Annotated in this window: 23 protein-coding genes; 8 read left to right on the top strand and 15 right to left on the bottom strand. The window is 42.6% G+C overall.

Features of this window, described 5'->3' with window-relative positions:
- Nucleotides 1-127: 127 nt before the first annotated feature.
- The 4 genes from TOL9009_RS0126475 to TOL9009_RS40560 all read right to left on the bottom strand — a co-directional run bounded on the left by TOL9009_RS0126475 (nt 128) and on the right by TOL9009_RS40560 (nt 2,522).
- Entirely contained in the window at nt 128-316 is a 189-nt protein-coding gene (locus tag TOL9009_RS0126475; RefSeq protein WP_029636071.1) for a DUF4291 family protein, read from the bottom strand.
- A gap of 19 nt (nt 317-335) precedes the next feature.
- Entirely contained in the window at nt 336-653 is a 318-nt protein-coding gene (locus TOL9009_RS0126470) for a hypothetical protein (protein ID WP_242055193.1), read from the bottom strand.
- Complete coding sequence (locus TOL9009_RS0126465) at nt 629-1,792, bottom strand: NAD-dependent epimerase/dehydratase family protein (protein WP_029636066.1); 1,164 nt, start codon at nt 1,790-1,792, stop codon at nt 629-631. Before TOL9009_RS0126465 ends, TOL9009_RS0126470 begins: the two co-directional genes overlap by 25 nt.
- A gap of 166 nt (nt 1,793-1,958) precedes the next feature.
- The gene (locus TOL9009_RS40560) at nt 1,959-2,522 is read right to left on the bottom strand and encodes a hypothetical protein (RefSeq protein ID WP_051503034.1); all 564 of its coding nucleotides are present in this window, start codon (nt 2,520-2,522) and stop codon (nt 1,959-1,961) included.
- Between the two features lie 300 nt (nt 2,523-2,822).
- Here TOL9009_RS40560 and TOL9009_RS0126455 point away from each other — a divergent pair, with 300 nt between their 5' ends.
- From TOL9009_RS0126455 to TOL9009_RS0126445, 3 genes are all read left to right on the top strand, one after another.
- Complete coding sequence (locus TOL9009_RS0126455) at nt 2,823-3,167, top strand: hypothetical protein (protein WP_029636064.1); 345 nt, start codon at nt 2,823-2,825, stop codon at nt 3,165-3,167.
- Nucleotides 3,168-3,267: 100 nt separating this feature from the next.
- Nucleotides 3,268-4,779: a stress-responsive protein Ycf46 gene (gene ycf46, locus TOL9009_RS0126450; protein WP_029636062.1), complete on the top strand. Its 1,512-nt coding sequence runs from the start codon at nt 3,268-3,270 to the stop codon at nt 4,777-4,779.
- 139 nt (nt 4,780-4,918) lie between these two features.
- Nucleotides 4,919-5,269: a DUF1257 domain-containing protein gene (locus TOL9009_RS0126445; protein WP_029636060.1), complete on the top strand. Its 351-nt coding sequence runs from the start codon at nt 4,919-4,921 to the stop codon at nt 5,267-5,269.
- Between the two features lie 120 nt (nt 5,270-5,389).
- On the opposite strand, the gene TOL9009_RS0126440 is transcribed toward TOL9009_RS0126445, so the two are convergent.
- From TOL9009_RS0126440 to TOL9009_RS49695, 3 genes are read right to left on the bottom strand one after another with little or no spacing between them, the layout of a single operon-like run.
- Nucleotides 5,390-5,734 (bottom strand): XisI protein, encoded by a 345-nt coding sequence (locus TOL9009_RS0126440; protein ID WP_029636058.1) that lies wholly within the window; start codon nt 5,732-5,734, stop codon nt 5,390-5,392.
- Nucleotides 5,722-6,138 carry a XisH family protein gene (locus TOL9009_RS0126435; RefSeq protein ID WP_029636056.1) on the bottom strand — a complete coding sequence of 139 codons (417 nt, stop codon included), beginning with the start codon at nt 6,136-6,138 and terminating at the stop codon, nt 5,722-5,724. Before TOL9009_RS0126435 ends, TOL9009_RS0126440 begins: the two co-directional genes overlap by 13 nt.
- Nucleotides 6,139-6,141: 3 nt before the next feature.
- Entirely contained in the window at nt 6,142-6,276 is a 135-nt protein-coding gene (locus TOL9009_RS49695; RefSeq protein ID WP_260675946.1) for a hypothetical protein, read from the bottom strand.
- Nucleotides 6,277-6,358: 82 nt separating this feature from the next.
- Here TOL9009_RS49695 and TOL9009_RS0126430 point away from each other — a divergent pair, with 82 nt between their 5' ends.
- Together TOL9009_RS0126430 and TOL9009_RS0126425 are read left to right on the top strand one after the other, a co-directional pair.
- Nucleotides 6,359-6,775 carry a XisH family protein gene (locus TOL9009_RS0126430; RefSeq protein WP_029636054.1) on the top strand — a complete coding sequence of 139 codons (417 nt, stop codon included), beginning with the start codon at nt 6,359-6,361 and terminating at the stop codon, nt 6,773-6,775.
- On the top strand, nt 6,763-7,104 hold the full coding sequence (locus TOL9009_RS0126425; protein ID WP_029636053.1) for a XisI protein: 342 nt from the start codon (nt 6,763-6,765) through the stop codon (nt 7,102-7,104). Before TOL9009_RS0126430 ends, TOL9009_RS0126425 begins: the two co-directional genes overlap by 13 nt.
- 248 nt (nt 7,105-7,352) lie before the next feature.
- Here the strand turns inward: TOL9009_RS0126425 and TOL9009_RS0126415 are convergent, their stop codons facing one another.
- From TOL9009_RS0126415 to TOL9009_RS0126380, 7 genes are all read right to left on the bottom strand, one after another.
- Nucleotides 7,353-7,841 carry a HugZ family pyridoxamine 5'-phosphate oxidase gene (locus tag TOL9009_RS0126415; protein WP_029636050.1) on the bottom strand — a complete coding sequence of 163 codons (489 nt, stop codon included), beginning with the start codon at nt 7,839-7,841 and terminating at the stop codon, nt 7,353-7,355.
- Nucleotides 7,842-7,940: 99 nt separating this feature from the next.
- Nucleotides 7,941-8,723 carry a DUF4058 family protein gene (locus TOL9009_RS0126410; protein WP_029636048.1) on the bottom strand — a complete coding sequence of 261 codons (783 nt, stop codon included), beginning with the start codon at nt 8,721-8,723 and terminating at the stop codon, nt 7,941-7,943.
- Nucleotides 8,724-9,022: 299 nt separating this feature from the next.
- Nucleotides 9,023-10,570: a mercuric reductase gene (locus TOL9009_RS0126400; RefSeq protein ID WP_029636047.1), complete on the bottom strand. Its 1,548-nt coding sequence runs from the start codon at nt 10,568-10,570 to the stop codon at nt 9,023-9,025.
- 209 nt (nt 10,571-10,779) lie between these two features.
- Nucleotides 10,780-11,436, bottom strand: a complete 657-nt coding sequence (locus TOL9009_RS40555) for a TVP38/TMEM64 family protein (RefSeq protein WP_084763306.1) — start codon at nt 11,434-11,436, stop codon at nt 10,780-10,782.
- A 35-nt stretch (nt 11,437-11,471) separates the two neighbouring features.
- The gene (locus TOL9009_RS0126390) at nt 11,472-12,221 is read right to left on the bottom strand and encodes a TVP38/TMEM64 family protein (RefSeq protein WP_029636046.1); all 750 of its coding nucleotides are present in this window, start codon (nt 12,219-12,221) and stop codon (nt 11,472-11,474) included.
- Nucleotides 12,222-12,468: 247 nt separating this feature from the next.
- Nucleotides 12,469-12,702 (bottom strand): hypothetical protein, encoded by a 234-nt coding sequence (locus TOL9009_RS47795; protein ID WP_186227655.1) that lies wholly within the window; start codon nt 12,700-12,702, stop codon nt 12,469-12,471.
- A 339-nt stretch (nt 12,703-13,041) separates the two neighbouring features.
- Nucleotides 13,042-13,752, bottom strand: coding sequence for a TIGR04283 family arsenosugar biosynthesis glycosyltransferase (locus TOL9009_RS0126380; protein WP_029636044.1), 711 nt, complete (start codon nt 13,750-13,752; stop codon nt 13,042-13,044).
- 81 nt (nt 13,753-13,833) lie between these two features.
- On the opposite strand from TOL9009_RS0126380, the gene TOL9009_RS40545 reads away from it, so the two are divergent.
- From TOL9009_RS40545 to TOL9009_RS0126370, 3 genes are read left to right on the top strand one after another with little or no spacing between them, the layout of a single operon-like run.
- A complete protein-coding gene (locus TOL9009_RS40545) occupies nt 13,834-15,222 on the top strand; it encodes a PQQ-dependent sugar dehydrogenase (protein ID WP_084763385.1) in 1,389 nt (462 codons plus the stop codon).
- Between the two features lie 14 nt (nt 15,223-15,236).
- Entirely contained in the window at nt 15,237-15,401 is a 165-nt protein-coding gene (locus TOL9009_RS47790) for a hypothetical protein (protein WP_186227654.1), read from the top strand.
- Nucleotides 15,388-15,786 (top strand): phosphomannose isomerase type II C-terminal cupin domain, encoded by a 399-nt coding sequence (locus TOL9009_RS0126370; protein WP_029636042.1) that lies wholly within the window; start codon nt 15,388-15,390, stop codon nt 15,784-15,786. The genes TOL9009_RS47790 and TOL9009_RS0126370 overlap by 14 nt, the downstream gene beginning before the upstream one ends.
- Nucleotides 15,787-15,945: 159 nt before the next feature.
- On the opposite strand, the gene TOL9009_RS40540 is transcribed toward TOL9009_RS0126370, so the two are convergent.
- On the bottom strand, nt 15,946-16,391 hold a 446-nt coding region (locus tag TOL9009_RS40540; RefSeq protein WP_038296601.1), incomplete at its 5' end, for a WD40 repeat domain-containing protein.

Below are 16,391 nucleotides of genomic sequence, written 5' to 3'. Positions count from 1 at the left end.
TGTAGAGACGTTCCGCCGGAACGTCTCTACGAGGTTTTTGAATAAAATGAGGGGTCAGACCTACCATTCGCAATAGCTGTATCCTTTTAAGAAGTCGGGGATCTAACTTTTCACAAATGATTTGGGATTACCATAACTTGCGATCGCGTTTAAATTCTCCGCCAAAATAACCGTGAGTAGCGGCAAAATGACCAATTTCCGGACGATAAGCTTGATAAACAACTATTGAATGGTCGTCATATTGTGCTACAATATGCCGACCAGTTTTAGGCAACCGAGCTAGTTGAGTTAAATAAGCTTCTGTAGCTAGCTGCATGTCAGGTTCCCCATTCAAATTAAGATGTTTTGTTAGGCAAGGTGCAAATGCCATGAATGCCAATAGCGACAATAACCCCACCTAACAAAACTCCGACACCTTCAGCAAAACAATTTATTCTATGTCTGTTTTCTGCTGCTTCAGCAATTAGTAAGTCATTCACCGTCGAAGATGAAGACTTAGCTATTTGCTGATAATGCTTGTAGCTAGCATCGAGTACTACCCATTCTGGAATTAGGTAGTAGACGCTGATAGCGCTAGCTGCCATACCTGGTAGTATGACTAACAACCAGAGAATAAGCGATCGCCTCTTCATCCTTTGCTGTTGCGATGCCAAGATACTTTCGGCATAATTTGCTTGTTGTCAACTCGGTTTTGATACTTGACGGCAAAGTTTAGCAGAGAATCAAGTAAAGAATCTGAGAGATAGTGAGGTTCTAAGCCCAAATCTAACAGTTTGGTGTTTTTCGCGTTGAAGTAATGTTCTTCTTTTTCGACTCTGGGATTATCAATGTGATTGATTTCCACTTTTAATCCCATTGCGTTTCCAGCTTTTTCTACCATCGCTGCCAAGTCACCGACGCTGAATAGTTCGGTAAATTGGTTAAATACGCGGAATTCTCCGGGTTGTGCGGGGTTAGCGATCGCTAATTCCACACATCGCACTGTATCGCGAATGTCTAAAAAGCCGCGAGTTTGTCCACCTTTGCCATAAACAGTCAAAGGATGTGCGATCGCAGCTTGAATACAAAACCGATTTAACGCAGTACCAAACACTCCATCATAATCCAGGCGATTAATCAACATTTCGTCCATCCCCGTTTCTTCGGTTAAGACGCCGTAAACTACTCCTTGATTTAAATCTGTTGCCCGTAAGCCCCAAATTCTACAAGCAAAGTGTATGTTATGGCTATCATGGACTTTGCTTAAGTGGTACATTGAACCGGGCTGTTTCGGATAGGGCAAAGTATCTTTACGCCCATTGTGTTCAATCGTAATGTACCCTTCTTCTATGTCGATGTTGGGTGTACCGTATTCACCCATTGTTCCCAACTTCACCAGATGACAGTCTGGGAAATCTTCCCGCATCGCATACAGCAAATTCAAAGTGCCGACTACGTTATTCATCTGTGTGAGAACTGCGTGTTCGCGGTCAATCATGGAAAACGGAGCCGATCGCTGTTCGCCAAAATGTACAATTGCCTCAGGCTGAAATTTGTGCAGCGCTTTGTTCAGAAATTCATAATTGGTGATATCCCCAACGAATAAGTCGATGGATTTACCAGTTAAATCATGCCAGCGCTGAATCCGGTGTTGAATTGGTGCGATGGGTGTTAACGTTTCCACACCTAATTCATTATCCCAGTGCCGCCGCACCAAACTATCTAAAATCCCAACTTCATAACCTCGATTGGAAAGGTAAAGTGCAGTTGCCCAACCGCAATACCCGTCACCACCAATAACCAGGACTTTCATCTTCAACCAATTTTTACTCGCTGATAGCTAAATCTACCAGGTTTGTGTCCCCTCTCGCACAGAATCATGGGGGGAGATGAGGGAGCAGGGGGAGCAGGGGGAGCAGGGGGAGCAGGGGAGGCAGGGGAGGCAGGGGGAGCAGGGGAGGCAGGGGGAGAAAGAAGAATTATTCTCCTTGTCCCCCTTGTCCCCCACTCCCCCACTCCTTTCCAGAAATGCGGTACTCCTGGGCGATATAGTAAAACACGCGATAGTAATTGCTAAATTCCGACGCTGGCGATCGCCCTTGCCAATAATATTTCACTTGAGGAGTTGTGAGTGTCAGTCTCATGGAACTTTCTTGGCTACCAACTTCTACCTCCAACACTCCAGATACTCCTTGGTTGGTTTTAAAGTTGGGATTTATCGTTTTTTTTACGTTTTTATCCGTAATTATGTTATCTGGTAGCGGTTTACCTGCCCAACCGCGAATTTCTACTCTCGTATTTTGCGGTGAAACGAAGGCTATGCCATCATTATTTTCTGGCGGTGGTAAAGAAGTCCAGGTGCTGGGATATAAAAATTCAAAGCCATAACGGGAATTAGTATAAGTTTTCCATGTGACACCGGAGTTGAGGAAACTGGGCGCATTACAGCCGCATAAGATTAACGATAAGGCGATCGCTTTGCCAATTCTGGAGGCGATCGCATAAGTTTTTCGTTTTCTAGAGTTTTTAACAGCGGTGGACATTATTACACCTTTTACTTGGTTCGCTGATGAACGTAAATACTTATAGCCTCAGCCGGAAAATCAACTCACATAAGACTTTTGCCCCATAACTTCCGATTTAACAGAACAGTAGCAATATCTGTGAAGTCTACCTAGCTTGTGTAACAAAATAGCTAATAATCTACATTTGCATCAAATCAGATTTCTGTCTCAAGTAAAGAAATGTAACAAAATTGGCGTCAAAACGTTTTGCCATCTTGACAAGCTAGAACTAAGCCTATATCGTGAAATACATACCCGGGTAAGACCAACAACAGTTATATGCAAACGAAGCAGAAGGTTACTTTATATTTGTCGCCAGAACTACACAGGAAACTGAAAATTCGTTCAGCAGTAGATTCTGAACCTATGTCAGAACTTGCAGAACGTGCCCTCGTTTTCTACCTGGCAAATTCAGAATTAGTTGATGAAGTAGAAACTTCTTCTTATGGACGAACTCATAGAGTTTATTCCTGTCCCAGTTGTGATAGTTCATTAGTTTTGCGCGACCGAGAATTGGTAGCTAATAGCAATCAAGCAGGAATAACTCAAGAGCATCTACCCGTCAAGGAAATGGTTGAGGATGAAGCTTTTCCCAAAGGTGAGGAAGAACTAGTTCCTTGCTAGACCGGAATTATAAATGTAATATTCATAATTCGTCGGTTGCCATTACCCATTACCAACGATGTCATTACTGTCTTTATAAGGTCTCACGTAGGTCGATAGTATGAAAGAAGAGCTAAATATCCTCATTCAAGCTCAATACCCTTTAATCTACCTTGTGACCTCCGAGGAAGAGCGGGCAGAGCAATCAATTTCCACAATCGCCCAAATTTTAAAGCCTCTGCGACGAGTTTATGTATGGACAGTAACTCACGGCATCGTGGAGTATGGGCAACCCCGGAATGTAACTCAGCATAATACCGTTTCTCCAGAAGCGGCGATTGAGTGGATAATCCGGCAAAAAGAACCAAGTATATTTATTCTTAAAGATTTACATCCGTTTATTGATGCACCTGCGACAACCAGATCGTTAAGAGATGCGATCGCCAGCTTTAAGGGAACGCAAAAAACCATCATCTTGATGTCACCAATGCAGCAAGTTCCTATAGAACTGGAAAAAGAAGTTGTAGTACTCGACTTTCAGTTACCAGATATGGCAGAGTTAAACAAAGTATTAACTCAGCATCTAGACCAAAATCGTGGGCGACGGCTCACAACAGAAGCGCGAGAAAAACTTCTCAGAGCAGCTTTAGGTCTAACTAAAGATGAAGCCGAAAAAGTCTACCGAAAGGCACAGGTAACTATCGGGCGTTTAACGGAAGATGAAGTAGATATAGTTTTATCTGAGAAAAAGCAACTAATTCGACGCAATGGGATATTAGAATACATCGAAGAAGATGCAACCATTGACGCTGTAGGCGGTTTAGAAGAGTTGAAAAAATGGCTTAAGCAACGCTCAAATGCTTTCACAGAAAGAGCAAGAGAGTATGGTTTGCCCCAACCGAAAGGAATGTTAATTTTGGGAGTTCCTGGTTGTGGTAAGTCGTTGATAGCCAAAACAACTTCTAGGCTGTGGGGTTTACCCCTGTTGCGCTTAGATATGGGACGAGTTTACGACGGCTCAATGGTGGGTCGAAGTGAAGCTAACCTACGTAACGCCTTGAAGACAGCAGAATCGATTTCTCCAGCAATTCTATTTATCGATGAATTAGATAAATCCTTCGCTGGTAGTGGTGGTTCTGGTGATTCCGATGGTGGTACTTCCAACCGGATTTTCGGCTCTTTCCTCACCTGGATGCAAGAGAAAAAATCTCCAGTATTCGTGATGGCAACTGCAAACAGAGTTGAACGCTTACCTGGGGAGTTCTTGAGGAAAGGACGCTTTGATGAAATATTCTTTGTCGATTTGCCTACACCGGAAGAAAGACAAGATATATACAAGATTCACCTAACGAAACGCCGGGAAGACATAACTCGATTCGACTTGGAACAATTAGCCAAGATGTCTGACGGCTTTTCGGGAGCAGAAATTGAACAAGCGATCGTTGCGGCAATGTACGAAGCTTTTGCCCAAGAGCGCGAGTTCACCCAGTTAGATATTATTGCTGCACTGAAGGCAACACTGCCGCTGTCACGAACGATGCAAGAACAAGTCACAGCCCTTAGGGACTGGGCTAGACAGCGTGCAAGACCCGCAGCATCCTCCGTAGCTGAATATCAGCGAATGGAGTTCTAAAAGCTTTCCCCTGGTAACACGGGGGCAAAGGCTAGCTCGAAGCTAGCAGTTAAGAAAAAAGCCGCGTCCTGATATACGCGGCTGTGCCTAAAACTAACCGTTGTCGTTTTTCCCAATCTTCTCTCTGGAGGAAACCCAAATGTCTCATTTTAGCACTCTCCGTACCAAAATCACCGACGCTGAAATCCTCAAAGCTTCCTTGCGTGACCTCGGTATCAGCACAAAGACAGAAGCTGATGTTCGTGGTTACAACGGTCAACGTGTTCGCTCTGACATCGTTGCTGTGTTGGAAGGCGAATATGATTTAGGTTGGTCTCGCAACAGCGATGGTTCCTTTGACCTAATTGCTGACCTGTGGGGCGTTGCTAAGAAGCACAATCAGACCGAGTTGATCAACTCGATCAACCAAAAGTATGCTGTTAACAAAACATTGGCTGAAGTAAAACAACGCGGTCTGCAAAATGCCAACGTTAAGTTGGTATTGCAATAATATTTTTCTGCGCGTTCCCTTCTTCTCCACGGGTTAACTAGGTTTACTAGCCGTTAGCCCGCTTTTTTATCGGGGCTGAGTTTATTCTCAGTCCCGATTTTAATATTTATTGCGCCACCGCTACGATACTACTGCAAAATCTGTGTATTGCCGCATCTTAGGCTCATGGAATGCCAACACGATATCTTCCTTGACAACACCGGCACGAACTAAGTCAGTTGCGATGCCATCTTCAGTCCAATCTTCCTCGATCAAGAATTTGCCATCTTGAATACGAACGTAGACAGTCATACCAGTAATGCGATCGCCATTTTGCCAACCAAGGTTCATCCAAATATAGTGACCCTTTGGCTCATCCATAATCAAGAATGTTTCGATGTCTCGGTTAGGACGACGGTTAGATAGTTCTATATATTCCGTCAGGATACGCTTAATTATCTTGGGATACTCAGTTAATTTATCCATTGTGTAATCTCCTCCGTCTCTGTATCGACAACAATCAGTGGAAGTTGATGTTTGTGTAGGATGAGTTGAATCACATCCTGATTGAAAAAGCTTTTATAAGCGATCGAACCGACAGCAACATAAAGTTTACGGTCTGGGGCTGTTTCCTCTAAAAGATAACGGTAGATGTCATACTGACCGAGAGCTTCTTTCAAATCTTGTATCTTTGATGCCCCAACAAAGCTTTTCACTTCAACAACAAGTTTTTGCCCATCTCGTTCAGCCCCAATGGGGCGTTCAGCACCCAGATCAGCGTACAACGTTGTTTTTCGATACTGAATTACGTAGGGGTCATCTGTAATCGTCCAGCCGTCCTTCACCAGTGCGTTTTTTACCGCATTATGGATAATGTCTAACTTGGGCATATCTTAAGTATATGAAGCGATCGCCAAAATTATTGAAATTCTACAAAAGCCATCATCACCTCCCCCTCCATCATCAAATGCCGACGAACGAGGTAAACGTCCTAAAGTATAAAGCGATCGCAGATCATTAGATCCCAACACAATATTGTCAATAAGTCTGCGTTGCTAGGCGATCGCCTACACTGCTCACGCTAGAATAGGTAAAAAACATTCGCAGTTTATGCCAGCCAAGGATGTTTATCATCAACAAGTTAAAAATGCCCTGATTAAAGCTGGTTGGAGGATTACCCGTGATACTTATCAAATCAAGTTCAGGGAAATTAAGCTCTATGCTGATCTGGCAGCAAAGGCAATGTTTGCGGCAGAGCAGGATCAGCAACAAATCATTGTTGAGGTGAAAAGCTTTCTGGGTCCTTCTCGTGTGCGGGATTTTGAGGCTGGGCTGGGTCAATATATCCTCTACAGATTGTACTTGGCGCAAATATTTCCTGAAGCAGTTTTGTATATGGCAGTGAGTGATGCAATCTATCGGAGCTTCTTTATCAAAAGTGCGATTCAATTTGCCGTGACGGAGTTGGATATTAAGCTGATTGTTTTTGATGTCGAGCAAGAGGTGATTGTGCAATGGATCAGTTGAATACTTATCGAACTATTATTAGGGACGTGCTGACTCGTTACTATGAGCTTGATCTAGAGCAACTGAGTGCTGGCATTGAGCCTATTTTGGCATTTGACGAGATTCGAGATCACTATTTTTGGGCGCAAGTTGGCTGGAACCAAATGGGGAGAACCTGTGAGAGTACGGTTTATCTGCGGATTAAGGATGGCAAGGTTTGGGTGGAGGAGGATTTAACAGAGGATGGGGTGACGCAGGATTTGCTGGAAGCAGGGATTCCTAAGCATGATATCGTTTTGGGATTTCAGCATCCTCGGGAGCGCGCTCTGACTGAGTTTGCGGTTGCGTAGAATGATTGGCTTAAGGTGGGTGATGAAAAAGAGGGGGAAAGGGGTTTTTAAGAGGGGAAAGGGGAAAGGGGTTTTTAAGAGGGGAAAAGGGGAAAGGGGAAAGGGGAAAGGGGGTGGAGTCATTTAAAATCAGTCAAAAGAGCTTGAAAACATTTCTACATGAGTCCCTTTTTTCCTTTCCCCTTTTCCCCTTCTTGATAATTTGCTTTATCGCCCAAGGTAAACGGATCTAAATCATCTGTGATAAATTAACTTTGAAGATGCTTTAAACTATTCAAATCATCGGCAGTTATTTCATAAATCCCACCAAAGCCAGCCACAAAGCGTCCTTCACTTGGAGTCAGCTTAAAGATGCGGAAATCAGTCAAGCCACGAAAGACTTGGATCATTTCTCCAAAACGGTCTTCAAATCTATCTGCAATTTGATTCCACTCTGAAGTTTCTCTTTCAATTAAACTTGCTGAACAATCAAAAGTTAGACGACGACGGGCAAAGATTTGCTCGGTTTTCGATTCGTCGTCAATAAAAAGAATGCAAGCTTGAGAATTAGCGTACAAGTTACGCGTGTGAGTTGCAAGACCGCTAACGAATATATAAACGTTTTTTGCCTCATCCATCACAAAAGGTGCATAACTGGCATTAGGTTGATTTTCTTCGCTAATGGTGCTGAGGATAAGACTTTGAAATTCATTTGTAAAATTTTGGTATGCAGCTTGTGCTTCTTCAATTTTGCTCATGGTTGATTGTAATTTGTAGTTAGTGCGAAGACGGGTATTTATTCGTAATGTACTATACTATTTGAGCGCTGAAGCGATGTCCAACCACAAGATTAAATATTACCTCAAACCTTGTCGGCGTAATAATGTATCTGCCCAGGCAGCATTCTCTTTTATCAAATTCGGTATTGGTTCTTTATTATAATTAATCACTAAATCGTAACCGGATACATCATAAATATAATTTAATAATGTATAAAGATTAATAATAGGTTCTGTATCAGTTGAATGTAGAGGAAGTGGAAATGAAGGTATTATATCCTGAACATTAAACGCATATAAATCAGCATAGGGGCGATTATCACCACGACATATTAAAATACGGTAGTGAGTACTGGTGGCATCTTCAGCTAATGGCATTGGTTTGCCGCTACGTAGTAAATCGATTTCTACCAAATTAGTGCGGGTTGCCAAGATTTGTCCACGCTTTTCTTCATACTGTTGTCGTCCTTTACCTCGTTTGTTAGTAGGAGATAAAATTTCAACTGTAGTAACTAATATATCTGTTTCGACTTCACGTATTTCTAAATATCCTTCGCGTATGGATATCGGCATAGGAATTTTGACGCGTTGGGGTTGAGATACTGGATCTGCAACAGCAGTGTTTGCTTGTATTGGTTGAGTATTAGATTTTCGGTTGATAACCGAGACATCAGGAATACCGATTATTAAGGAATTTGTTGTATTAATTTCGTACATTCTCACTTCTACGGCAACACGGTACTTAGGACGTAGCAGAGGAGAGATAAGTCTAGCAATTTCAATAATCAGCCAGTGATGAAATCCTGGAAATAATTCTGGATGTTCTAAATAAGGGTTCATGCCTGGAAAAGGTGAGGGCATAACAGTACCTGGAAATATTTTTAAAAGAATATATTATATATGTTTATATCCTAGCCAAAATATTGAATAGGTAGGCGGGTTTAGGTGCAGGGCAAACACATCTTATCAGTCTGCATTTTCTACTATTGGCATATCTAAAAGTGTAATTTAGGCTTGACTTTGAGCGCACTCGAACTTATCAGCTATAAAAGGAAAATCAAGAATAATTCATGTCTGGCAAACTGATTGATAAAGTGGCGATCGCTACTGGTGCTTCCTCTAAAATTGGTGAGGCAACAGCGATCGCATCGAAAGCATCCTCAAGATAGCTTTGCCAAAAATCCTAATAATGTTTTCGTTCTCGGTGTCAGCAGCGTGCGACGATAAGCATCAGCGGCTTTTTTAATGCCTTCGGCTTGGGTTGGGTAAGGATGAATCACGCTGCTTAATTTGCTCAAACCGATTTTATTGACAATTGCAGTTGTTATTTCCGAAATCATCTCACCGGCATGAGTAGCAACAATGGTTGCACCAATAATTTCATCTGAACCTTTTTTGTGATGAATTTTGACAAAACCTAACTCCTCACCATCGGCGATCGCTCGATCTACACTACTCAAAGGGATATTTATTGTCTCCACATCCCAACCCATTTCCTGCGCTTGTTTCTCATACATCCCGACATGAGCAATTTCGGGGTTAGTATACGTTACCCAAGGCATTACCAGACTACTAAGTTTAGAACGTCCCAAACCAAAAGGCGAAAACAGCGTATTTTTGATGACAATTCGCGCTGCCGCATCTGCCGCATGGGTGAATTTCCAATTCATGCAGATATCCCCTGCGGCGTAAATATGGCGATTCGTCGTCTGAAGATAATCATTCACCTTTACACCTTGATGCTGGTCGTATTCTACCCCAACTGCTTCTAAATTTAGCCCTTCCACATTGGGAGCGCGTCCCGCACCAACTAAAATTTCATCTACAGTCACCGAATCTCGATGACCTTTACAAGAAAAGTAAAGCCGCTTTCCATCGCTAACTGTTGCTACTTCTTCTAACTGGCAATTTAAAATTAAGCGAATCCCTTCTTTCTTGAAAACTTTTTGGAGAATCTTTGCTGCGTCAGCATCCTCTTTATTTAAGATGTGTGAACCGCGATGGAAAAGCGTTACTTCACAACCCAAACGCTGAAAAGCCTGTGCCATTTCGCAACCAATTGGACCACCACCAATCACCGCTAAACGTTCCGGTCGTTGGATGAGAGAAAAAACTGTTTCATTAGTCAAATAACCAGCTTCTTCAATACCAATTATTGCCGGACGTGCGGCTTTTGCTCCGGTTGCAATTACAGCTTTTTTAAACTTGAGAATTTTGCCGTCAACTTCTACAGTATTGTTGCTGGCAAATTTACCGCTACCCAAGAAGACATCAACTCCTAACTTTTGAAAACGCGCTGCCGAATCGTGATGACTTATACCCGCTCTGATTCGTCGCATCCGTGCCATGACTGCTGGGAAATCAATGTCAATATGTTTGGGAATATTAATCCCTAACTCAGCTGCATTCCACATTTCCCCAACTAATCGCGAAGACCTAATTATACTTTTGGATGGTACGCAACCAACGTTTAAGCAATCTCCACCCATGAGATGCTTTTCAATTAATGCGACTTTCAAATTCAAATCTAAACCAGCTGCACCTGCTGCTACAACTAAGCCGGCTGTGCCTGCACCAATTACTACTAAGTCGTAACAATGGGCAGGTTCAGGATTTACCCAATTTGCTGGATGTACATTGGAAATTAATGTTTGATTATACTCATCGATTGGGCGAATTGTAACTTGATGAAGTTCTGAATTTGACATGATTACTTTTTTGAGGATGGAGAGTGTCAATCGTAGTCAGCGCTTCAGCGCTGTTACAGGTAGAGACGTTCCAGTGGAATGTCTCTACTACGCTTTGAGGATGAAAAAACGAACCGCAGAGAGCGCAGAGAACACGGAGGAATAAGAAAGAGTTTGAGAGAGTTTTTGCATAAGTCCTGTTAAATTCTCGTTACTATGGCGGGGGAATCCTACTCCGACAAAACTTCTTGTTCTAATGCTTTTTTGGCAATGCGGGTAACATAAATTGTGACGGCAACTGTGGCAATAAAACCGATGATGCGAATTGCCCATTGTGCAGTTGGGTTAATAGGTTGATTTTCTGTGCCGATTCTGGCAAGACTACCGGCGAGAGAACCAATGTAAACGTACATGATTGTTCCGGGAATCATGCCGACTGAACCGATAAAGTAGTCTTTTAGAGAAACTTTTGTAATGCCAAAAGCGTAATTTAATAAGTTGAAGGGAAACACAGGAGAAAGTCGTGTTAGAAGCACTATTTTTAATCCTTCTTTGCCGACTGCTTGATCGATAGCGGCGAATTTATTGTTACCTTCTATTTTACTGGCAACCCAATTTCTGGCTAAATAACGTCCGACTAAAAAAGCGGCAGTTGCTCCTAGAGTAGCACCGATAAAGACGTAGAGTGAACCCCATACTACACCAAAGACAACGCCAGCTCCTAAAGTTAGAATTGAACCTGGTAAGAAAGCGACAGTAGCAATAATATAAAGTCCAATAAAGGCAAATGCTCCTACTGAACCAAGGTTATCAATTGACTCCAAAGCATTTCTGAAGACATCTTGGAAATTAAAAGATACTTGAGCTAAGACAGAATATACGTTCATTACACTTCTTGTTATTTATTTATGTAGTAAGCGCTTCAGCGCTTAAACTTATCTCTATCATCGCCGATTTCTGCTGTCACCATACTTTCATTTAAAGCTTTCTGAGCAATTTTTGTAATATATACAGTCACAGCAACGGTGGCAATAAACCCAATTACTTGCATTACCCATTGTCCAGTTTGAGTTTGAAGATTGCTTGGCTGATTAGATATGTTCATCGTTGCCAGGTCGCCTGCAATAGAACCAATATAAACATATATGACAGTAGCAGGAATGATGCCTAGCGAACCTAAAAGATAATCTTTAAAAGAAACTTGTGTAACGCCAAAAGCATAATTTAATAAGTTGAATGGAAAGACAGGAGATAGACGAGTCAGCAGTACAATTTTCCATCCTTCTTTGGCAACGGCTCGATCAATTGCTTTAAATTTCGGATTTTTTTCCATTTTTTGACAAACCCAATCCCGTGATAGATAGCGTCCAATTAAAAATGCCAAGCTTGCTCCGACAAGTGCGGCAATTAATACATAAATTGAACCCCAAAATACGCCAAACAGACAACCACCTTTTAGTGTTAGTAGGGAACCGGGTATAAAGAGTAGTGTAGCTAAGTTATAAATTATCATAAAAGCAATTGGACCGAAGAAGCCAAGACTTTTAACCCAGATGATTGATGTCAGCAAAAGTCCGTGAATGTCGATGTGTTTGGCGGCTATTATTAAGCACGGAACCAGACACATTAATAGTAATAGTTTGAGTTTAAATTTCAGTCGGCGCTGATTCATTTTTATAAGTTTGGCTAGTGGTATATATTTTGCACCTGGCACCTGGAAGTCGCGGCTAAATAAACAAAGCCCACCTGCGCGGGTTTAATATCATGTGAGCTTTATTGCCTATATTGTATAGACATTACATGACCCGCTCTACAGGATTTGAAAGTTTTTTATTATGGTTTATTTGCCCGGACATCATATAAAACCCTTGATGTTGTGGAATTCGCGTAGGGGGACTTTGTTTGTATAGCTGGGATTTCTAATCGCTACGGTTTGGTACTGAGGCTGAACGTTCTAGGTCTAAACAGGAATGTTCTAGGTCTAAACAGGAACGTTCTGGGTTCAAACAGGAATGTTCTTGTTCCAAACAGGAACGTTCTTGTTCCAAACAGGAATGTTCTTGTTCCAAACAGGAACGTTCTTGTTCCAAACAGGAACGTTCTTGTTCCAAACAGGAACGTTCTTGTTCCAAACAGGAACGTTTTGGGTTCAAACAGGAACGTTCTGGGTTCAAACAGGAACGTTTTTGTTTTGAGGGTGAACCTTTTGGTTCTGAGGCTCAAAAGTCTACTTTGCATTTAAACCCTTCCCTCTCCTGACTAAAAAGAGGGGTGTCTGGAACGGACGGAGTGAGGTTTTACAGCATATTTCCGCTTTAGGAGGTACATGCATAAAACCCAAAACCCGCTCTGAGACGTTCCGGCGGAACGTCTCTACGTGTATTCAATAAAAACGCAATCTGCTGTATGTGCTTTACTCAACCGAACCTTTATAATTCATCATTTATAATTACTATTTCTCACCAAGATATGATAATTAAATGAGAAGTAGCTTAAATCTTCCTAAATTTTTTCTGCCGATACCAGCGAATAAGTCGTTGGGGTGGGATGCCTAGTAGATAAGCAATAATTATAATTTGATTAATGAGGGTGGTTTTCCAAATTCCTTTTTGTAACCATCGACGTGCTGAGGTAATAACTGGCACGGGGATTATAGTAATGCGTCCGATGCGTTTTAAACGACGCATGATTTCAAAGTCTTCCATAAAGGGTAATTCTGGGAAATTACCAATTTTGTTAAATGTCTGTTTGGTTAAAAAAATTGCTTGATCGCCATAAGGCATTTGCCAAAAGCGCGATCGCATATTCACTCCCCATTCCACTAACCGGAGACTTACCATTTCTGCATCGATTCGCAAGGCAAAAGCACCAGCGACTGTGCCAGTTGGTTGTAGCGCTGTGCGAATCATGACATCAAATCCGGTCGGCAAACGTGTATCGGCATGAAGAAATAGCAGAATATCCCCTTTTGCCAGCGTTGCACCTTTATTCATTTGCACTGCCCGACCTGGAAGAGAGGATATAATTGTTACTTTTAAATCAGAAGCAATTTTATTAGTGTCATCTTGTGAGCCGCCATCGACAACGATTACTTCTATATTTGTACTTAGTTGAGTACAAGCGATCGCTTGTCTGATATTTTCCGCTTCATTGAGAACTGGAATGATAATAGAAATTTTGGCACCGTCGAGATTCTGACTCATGATGGAAGAAAAACAGATGCCTTGTTTTTACCATAAGGGTATGGCACTCACCTAATTCCCCAAAGATTGGATCAAAAAGCAATGCTATCACGCATTAGTGTTAGGTCAATAGTAGTAATTATTTTGGCAATTGGAGCTTTTGTTTTGGCGATCGCCGCTCATAATTTCCGTCCGACATCTGGCAATTCGGCGCCATCTGGTGTGGGTACATATTTGGGTCAAATCCAGCCAGAAGCGAATAAGCAATCTGGGGATTCTTCGCAGGCATCAAATATTGTCCGCACCGAATCACTTTCACCTACACCAATCCGCATCAACATCAAAGATTTACCGCAACCCTTCGCAACTAAAAGCGCTTCCAAGTCGCCAAATGTTGTGTCTATTCCGCAAAATCCAGTATTGCGCGTACCCCCAGGCTTTCAAGTTAACGTTTTTGCCCAAAATTTAGATGCACCGCGCTGGTTGGCTTTAACTCCCAACGGTGATGTGCTGGTGACAGAAACTCGACAAAACCGCATTCGCTTGTTGCGTGACACTAACGGTGATGGTGTGGCTGATCAGCAAAAAACCTTTGCTAGTGCAGCAAATAAACTAAATAGACCTTTTGGGATGGCTTTTGCGGGTAATTCCTTTTTTCTGGGCAATACTAATGCTGTTTTACGGTTTCCCTACACTCAAGGACAAGAGCAAATTTCTGGTGGGGGTACGAAAATCGCCGATCTTCCCGCTCAAGGTTACAACAATCACTGGACGCGCAATGTGGTTGTTTCACCTGATGGCAATAAATTATACGTTTCTGTTGGGTCGGGAACGAATGTAGATGAAGAACCACTACCACGCGCTTCGGTGCAGGTAATGAATTTAGATGGTTCTGGGAAACAAACTTTCGCCTCTGGCTTGCGTAATCCAGTCGGTCTGGATTTTCACCCAGTAACAAAGCAACTTTACACCACTGTCAACGAGCGAGATGGTATCGGCGATGATTTAGTGCCAGACTATTTGACACGCATCCAGCAAGGGGAATTTTATGGTTGGCCCTATGCATATTTTTTACCAAGCAATCTCGACCCGCGTCAAACGGCAAGTGGCAAAAGTAAACGTCCAGATTTAGTAGCGCGTACCCGCACACCGGATGTGTTGTTTCAAGCGCATTCAGCAGCATTGGGTTTGCAGTTTTATGATGGTAAGACGTTTCCCGAAAAATACCGTAATGGTGCTTTTGTGGCTTTTCGTGGTTCTTGGAATCGCGATCGCGGTACTGGTTACAAAGTTGTTTTTGTTCCCTTTGATAATCAAGGGCGATCGCTTGACTATTATGAAGATTTTCTTACCGGATTTCTCCTAAATCCAACTGAACCTACTACTTGGGGGCGTCCTGTTGGCTTACTCGTCCTGCCCGATGGTAGTTTATTGCTGACCGAAGAAGCAAATAATCGTATTTATCGGATTCAATATATGGGGAATAGGTAATTGGGCATTGGGCATTGGGCATTGGGCATTGGGCATTGGGCATTGGGCATTGGGCATTGGGAAAAAAAGAATTATTTGCCCCCTGCTTCCCTACTCCCTATTTCCTAAAAGGGAATTGGGGAATAATAAAAAATACTGATAGTTATTTAATTGAGAGGTTTAGTTATGACTCAGAATGAAAATACTTCCCAGTCAAATCTTGATGAATCTACACACTCAGGTACACGTTACTGGGGTAATGTCGAGGTTATAGAAGAGGGAGAAACCTACAGAATTAGCCGGGTTGAAATCAAGCCCAGGCACGGCATTAAACCACAAATTCATTATCACCGTAATGAACATTGGGTTGTCGTCTCCGGTGTCGCCAAGGTGACTTGTGGAGATGACGAAATATTACTGAATCGCAATGAGTCAACTTATGTGCCTTCCGCAACATTGCATCAGGTAGAAAATCCGGGACATATTCCCCTAGTTATTCTGGAAATTCAAAATGGTGAGTATTTGGGTGAAGATGATACGGAACGTCCTTACGAGCTAAATTTAGTTCAGTCTGTAACTGAGTAGGGCATTGGGCATTGGGCATGGGGCATAGGGCATGGGGCATGGGGCATGGGGCATGGGGCATGGGGCATGGAAAGAATCGTATTTATTCACGCACTTGCTTTATTGAACTTCTTTAATTCTCACTCCGAGCGTGCCCATTGCCCATTGCCCATTGCCCAATTAGCGCTTTAGGGTAATATCATCACACATATGGCGATCGCGCTCTTCAACATTGTGGTTATGCTTGAGGTAATCACTCATCCAGCTACAACCACGAAGCAGCAGGTCGTCTAAATCTAAATTCCACAAAATTATCATGTTGTCACCACTAGCCGATGCGAGTGTTTGACCATCGGGGCTAAAGCTGACACTTAATACTGGACCTTGATGTCCGTTGAGGGTTTTGATCAATTTGCCTTCATGACTCCAGAGTTTGACAGTGCTGTCCCAACTAGCAGAGGCTAGAAGTTCACCGTTGGGACTAAAAGTGACAGCGTTAACACTATCGCTGTACCCCTTTAACAAGGTTTTCAACAAGGTGCCATCCCGGCGCCACAGCTTAACTGTGTTATCCCAACTGGCAGAAGCTAGCAGGCGATCGGTAGGGCTAAAACTCACACCTAAAA

Origin of the sequence: [Scytonema hofmanni] UTEX 2349 (assembly GCF_000582685.1) — a bacterium.
Classification (GTDB): Bacteria; Cyanobacteriota; Cyanobacteriia; order Cyanobacteriales; family Nostocaceae; genus Hassallia; species Hassallia hofmanni.
This window is presented reverse-complemented; position numbering and strand designations above follow the sequence as displayed.

Excerpts from the sequence above, each read along its gene's own strand:
- TOL9009_RS0126475 (WP_029636071.1), bottom strand. The coding sequence starts at position 316 with ATGCAGCTAGCTACAGAAGCTTATTTAACTCAACTAGCTCGGTTGCCT.
- TOL9009_RS0126465 (WP_029636066.1), bottom strand. The coding sequence starts at position 1,792 with ATGAAAGTCCTGGTTATTGGTGGTGACGGGTATTGCGGTTGGGCAACT.
- TOL9009_RS40560 (WP_051503034.1), bottom strand. The coding sequence starts at position 2,522 with ATGTCCACCGCTGTTAAAAACTCTAGAAAACGAAAAACTTATGCGATC.
- TOL9009_RS0126455 (WP_029636064.1), top strand. The coding sequence starts at position 2,823 with ATGCAAACGAAGCAGAAGGTTACTTTATATTTGTCGCCAGAACTACAC.
- ycf46 (WP_029636062.1), top strand. The coding sequence starts at position 3,268 with ATGAAAGAAGAGCTAAATATCCTCATTCAAGCTCAATACCCTTTAATC.
- TOL9009_RS0126445 (WP_029636060.1), top strand. The coding sequence starts at position 4,919 with ATGTCTCATTTTAGCACTCTCCGTACCAAAATCACCGACGCTGAAATC.
- TOL9009_RS0126440 (WP_029636058.1), bottom strand. The coding sequence starts at position 5,734 with ATGGATAAATTAACTGAGTATCCCAAGATAATTAAGCGTATCCTGACG.
- TOL9009_RS0126435 (WP_029636056.1), bottom strand. The coding sequence starts at position 6,138 with ATGCCCAAGTTAGACATTATCCATAATGCGGTAAAAAACGCACTGGTG.
- TOL9009_RS0126430 (WP_029636054.1), top strand. The coding sequence starts at position 6,359 with ATGCCAGCCAAGGATGTTTATCATCAACAAGTTAAAAATGCCCTGATT.
- TOL9009_RS0126425 (WP_029636053.1), top strand. The coding sequence starts at position 6,763 with ATGGATCAGTTGAATACTTATCGAACTATTATTAGGGACGTGCTGACT.
- TOL9009_RS0126415 (WP_029636050.1), bottom strand. The coding sequence starts at position 7,841 with ATGAGCAAAATTGAAGAAGCACAAGCTGCATACCAAAATTTTACAAAT.
- TOL9009_RS0126410 (WP_029636048.1), bottom strand. The coding sequence starts at position 8,723 with ATGCCCTCACCTTTTCCAGGCATGAACCCTTATTTAGAACATCCAGAA.
- TOL9009_RS0126400 (WP_029636047.1), bottom strand. The coding sequence starts at position 10,570 with ATGTCAAATTCAGAACTTCATCAAGTTACAATTCGCCCAATCGATGAG.
- TOL9009_RS40555 (WP_084763306.1), bottom strand. The coding sequence starts at position 11,436 with ATGAACGTATATTCTGTCTTAGCTCAAGTATCTTTTAATTTCCAAGAT.
- TOL9009_RS0126390 (WP_029636046.1), bottom strand. The coding sequence starts at position 12,221 with ATGAATCAGCGCCGACTGAAATTTAAACTCAAACTATTACTATTAATG.
- TOL9009_RS0126380 (WP_029636044.1), bottom strand. The coding sequence starts at position 13,752 with ATGAGTCAGAATCTCGACGGTGCCAAAATTTCTATTATCATTCCAGTT.
- TOL9009_RS40545 (WP_084763385.1), top strand. The coding sequence starts at position 13,834 with ATGCTATCACGCATTAGTGTTAGGTCAATAGTAGTAATTATTTTGGCA.
- TOL9009_RS0126370 (WP_029636042.1), top strand. The coding sequence starts at position 15,388 with ATGACTCAGAATGAAAATACTTCCCAGTCAAATCTTGATGAATCTACA.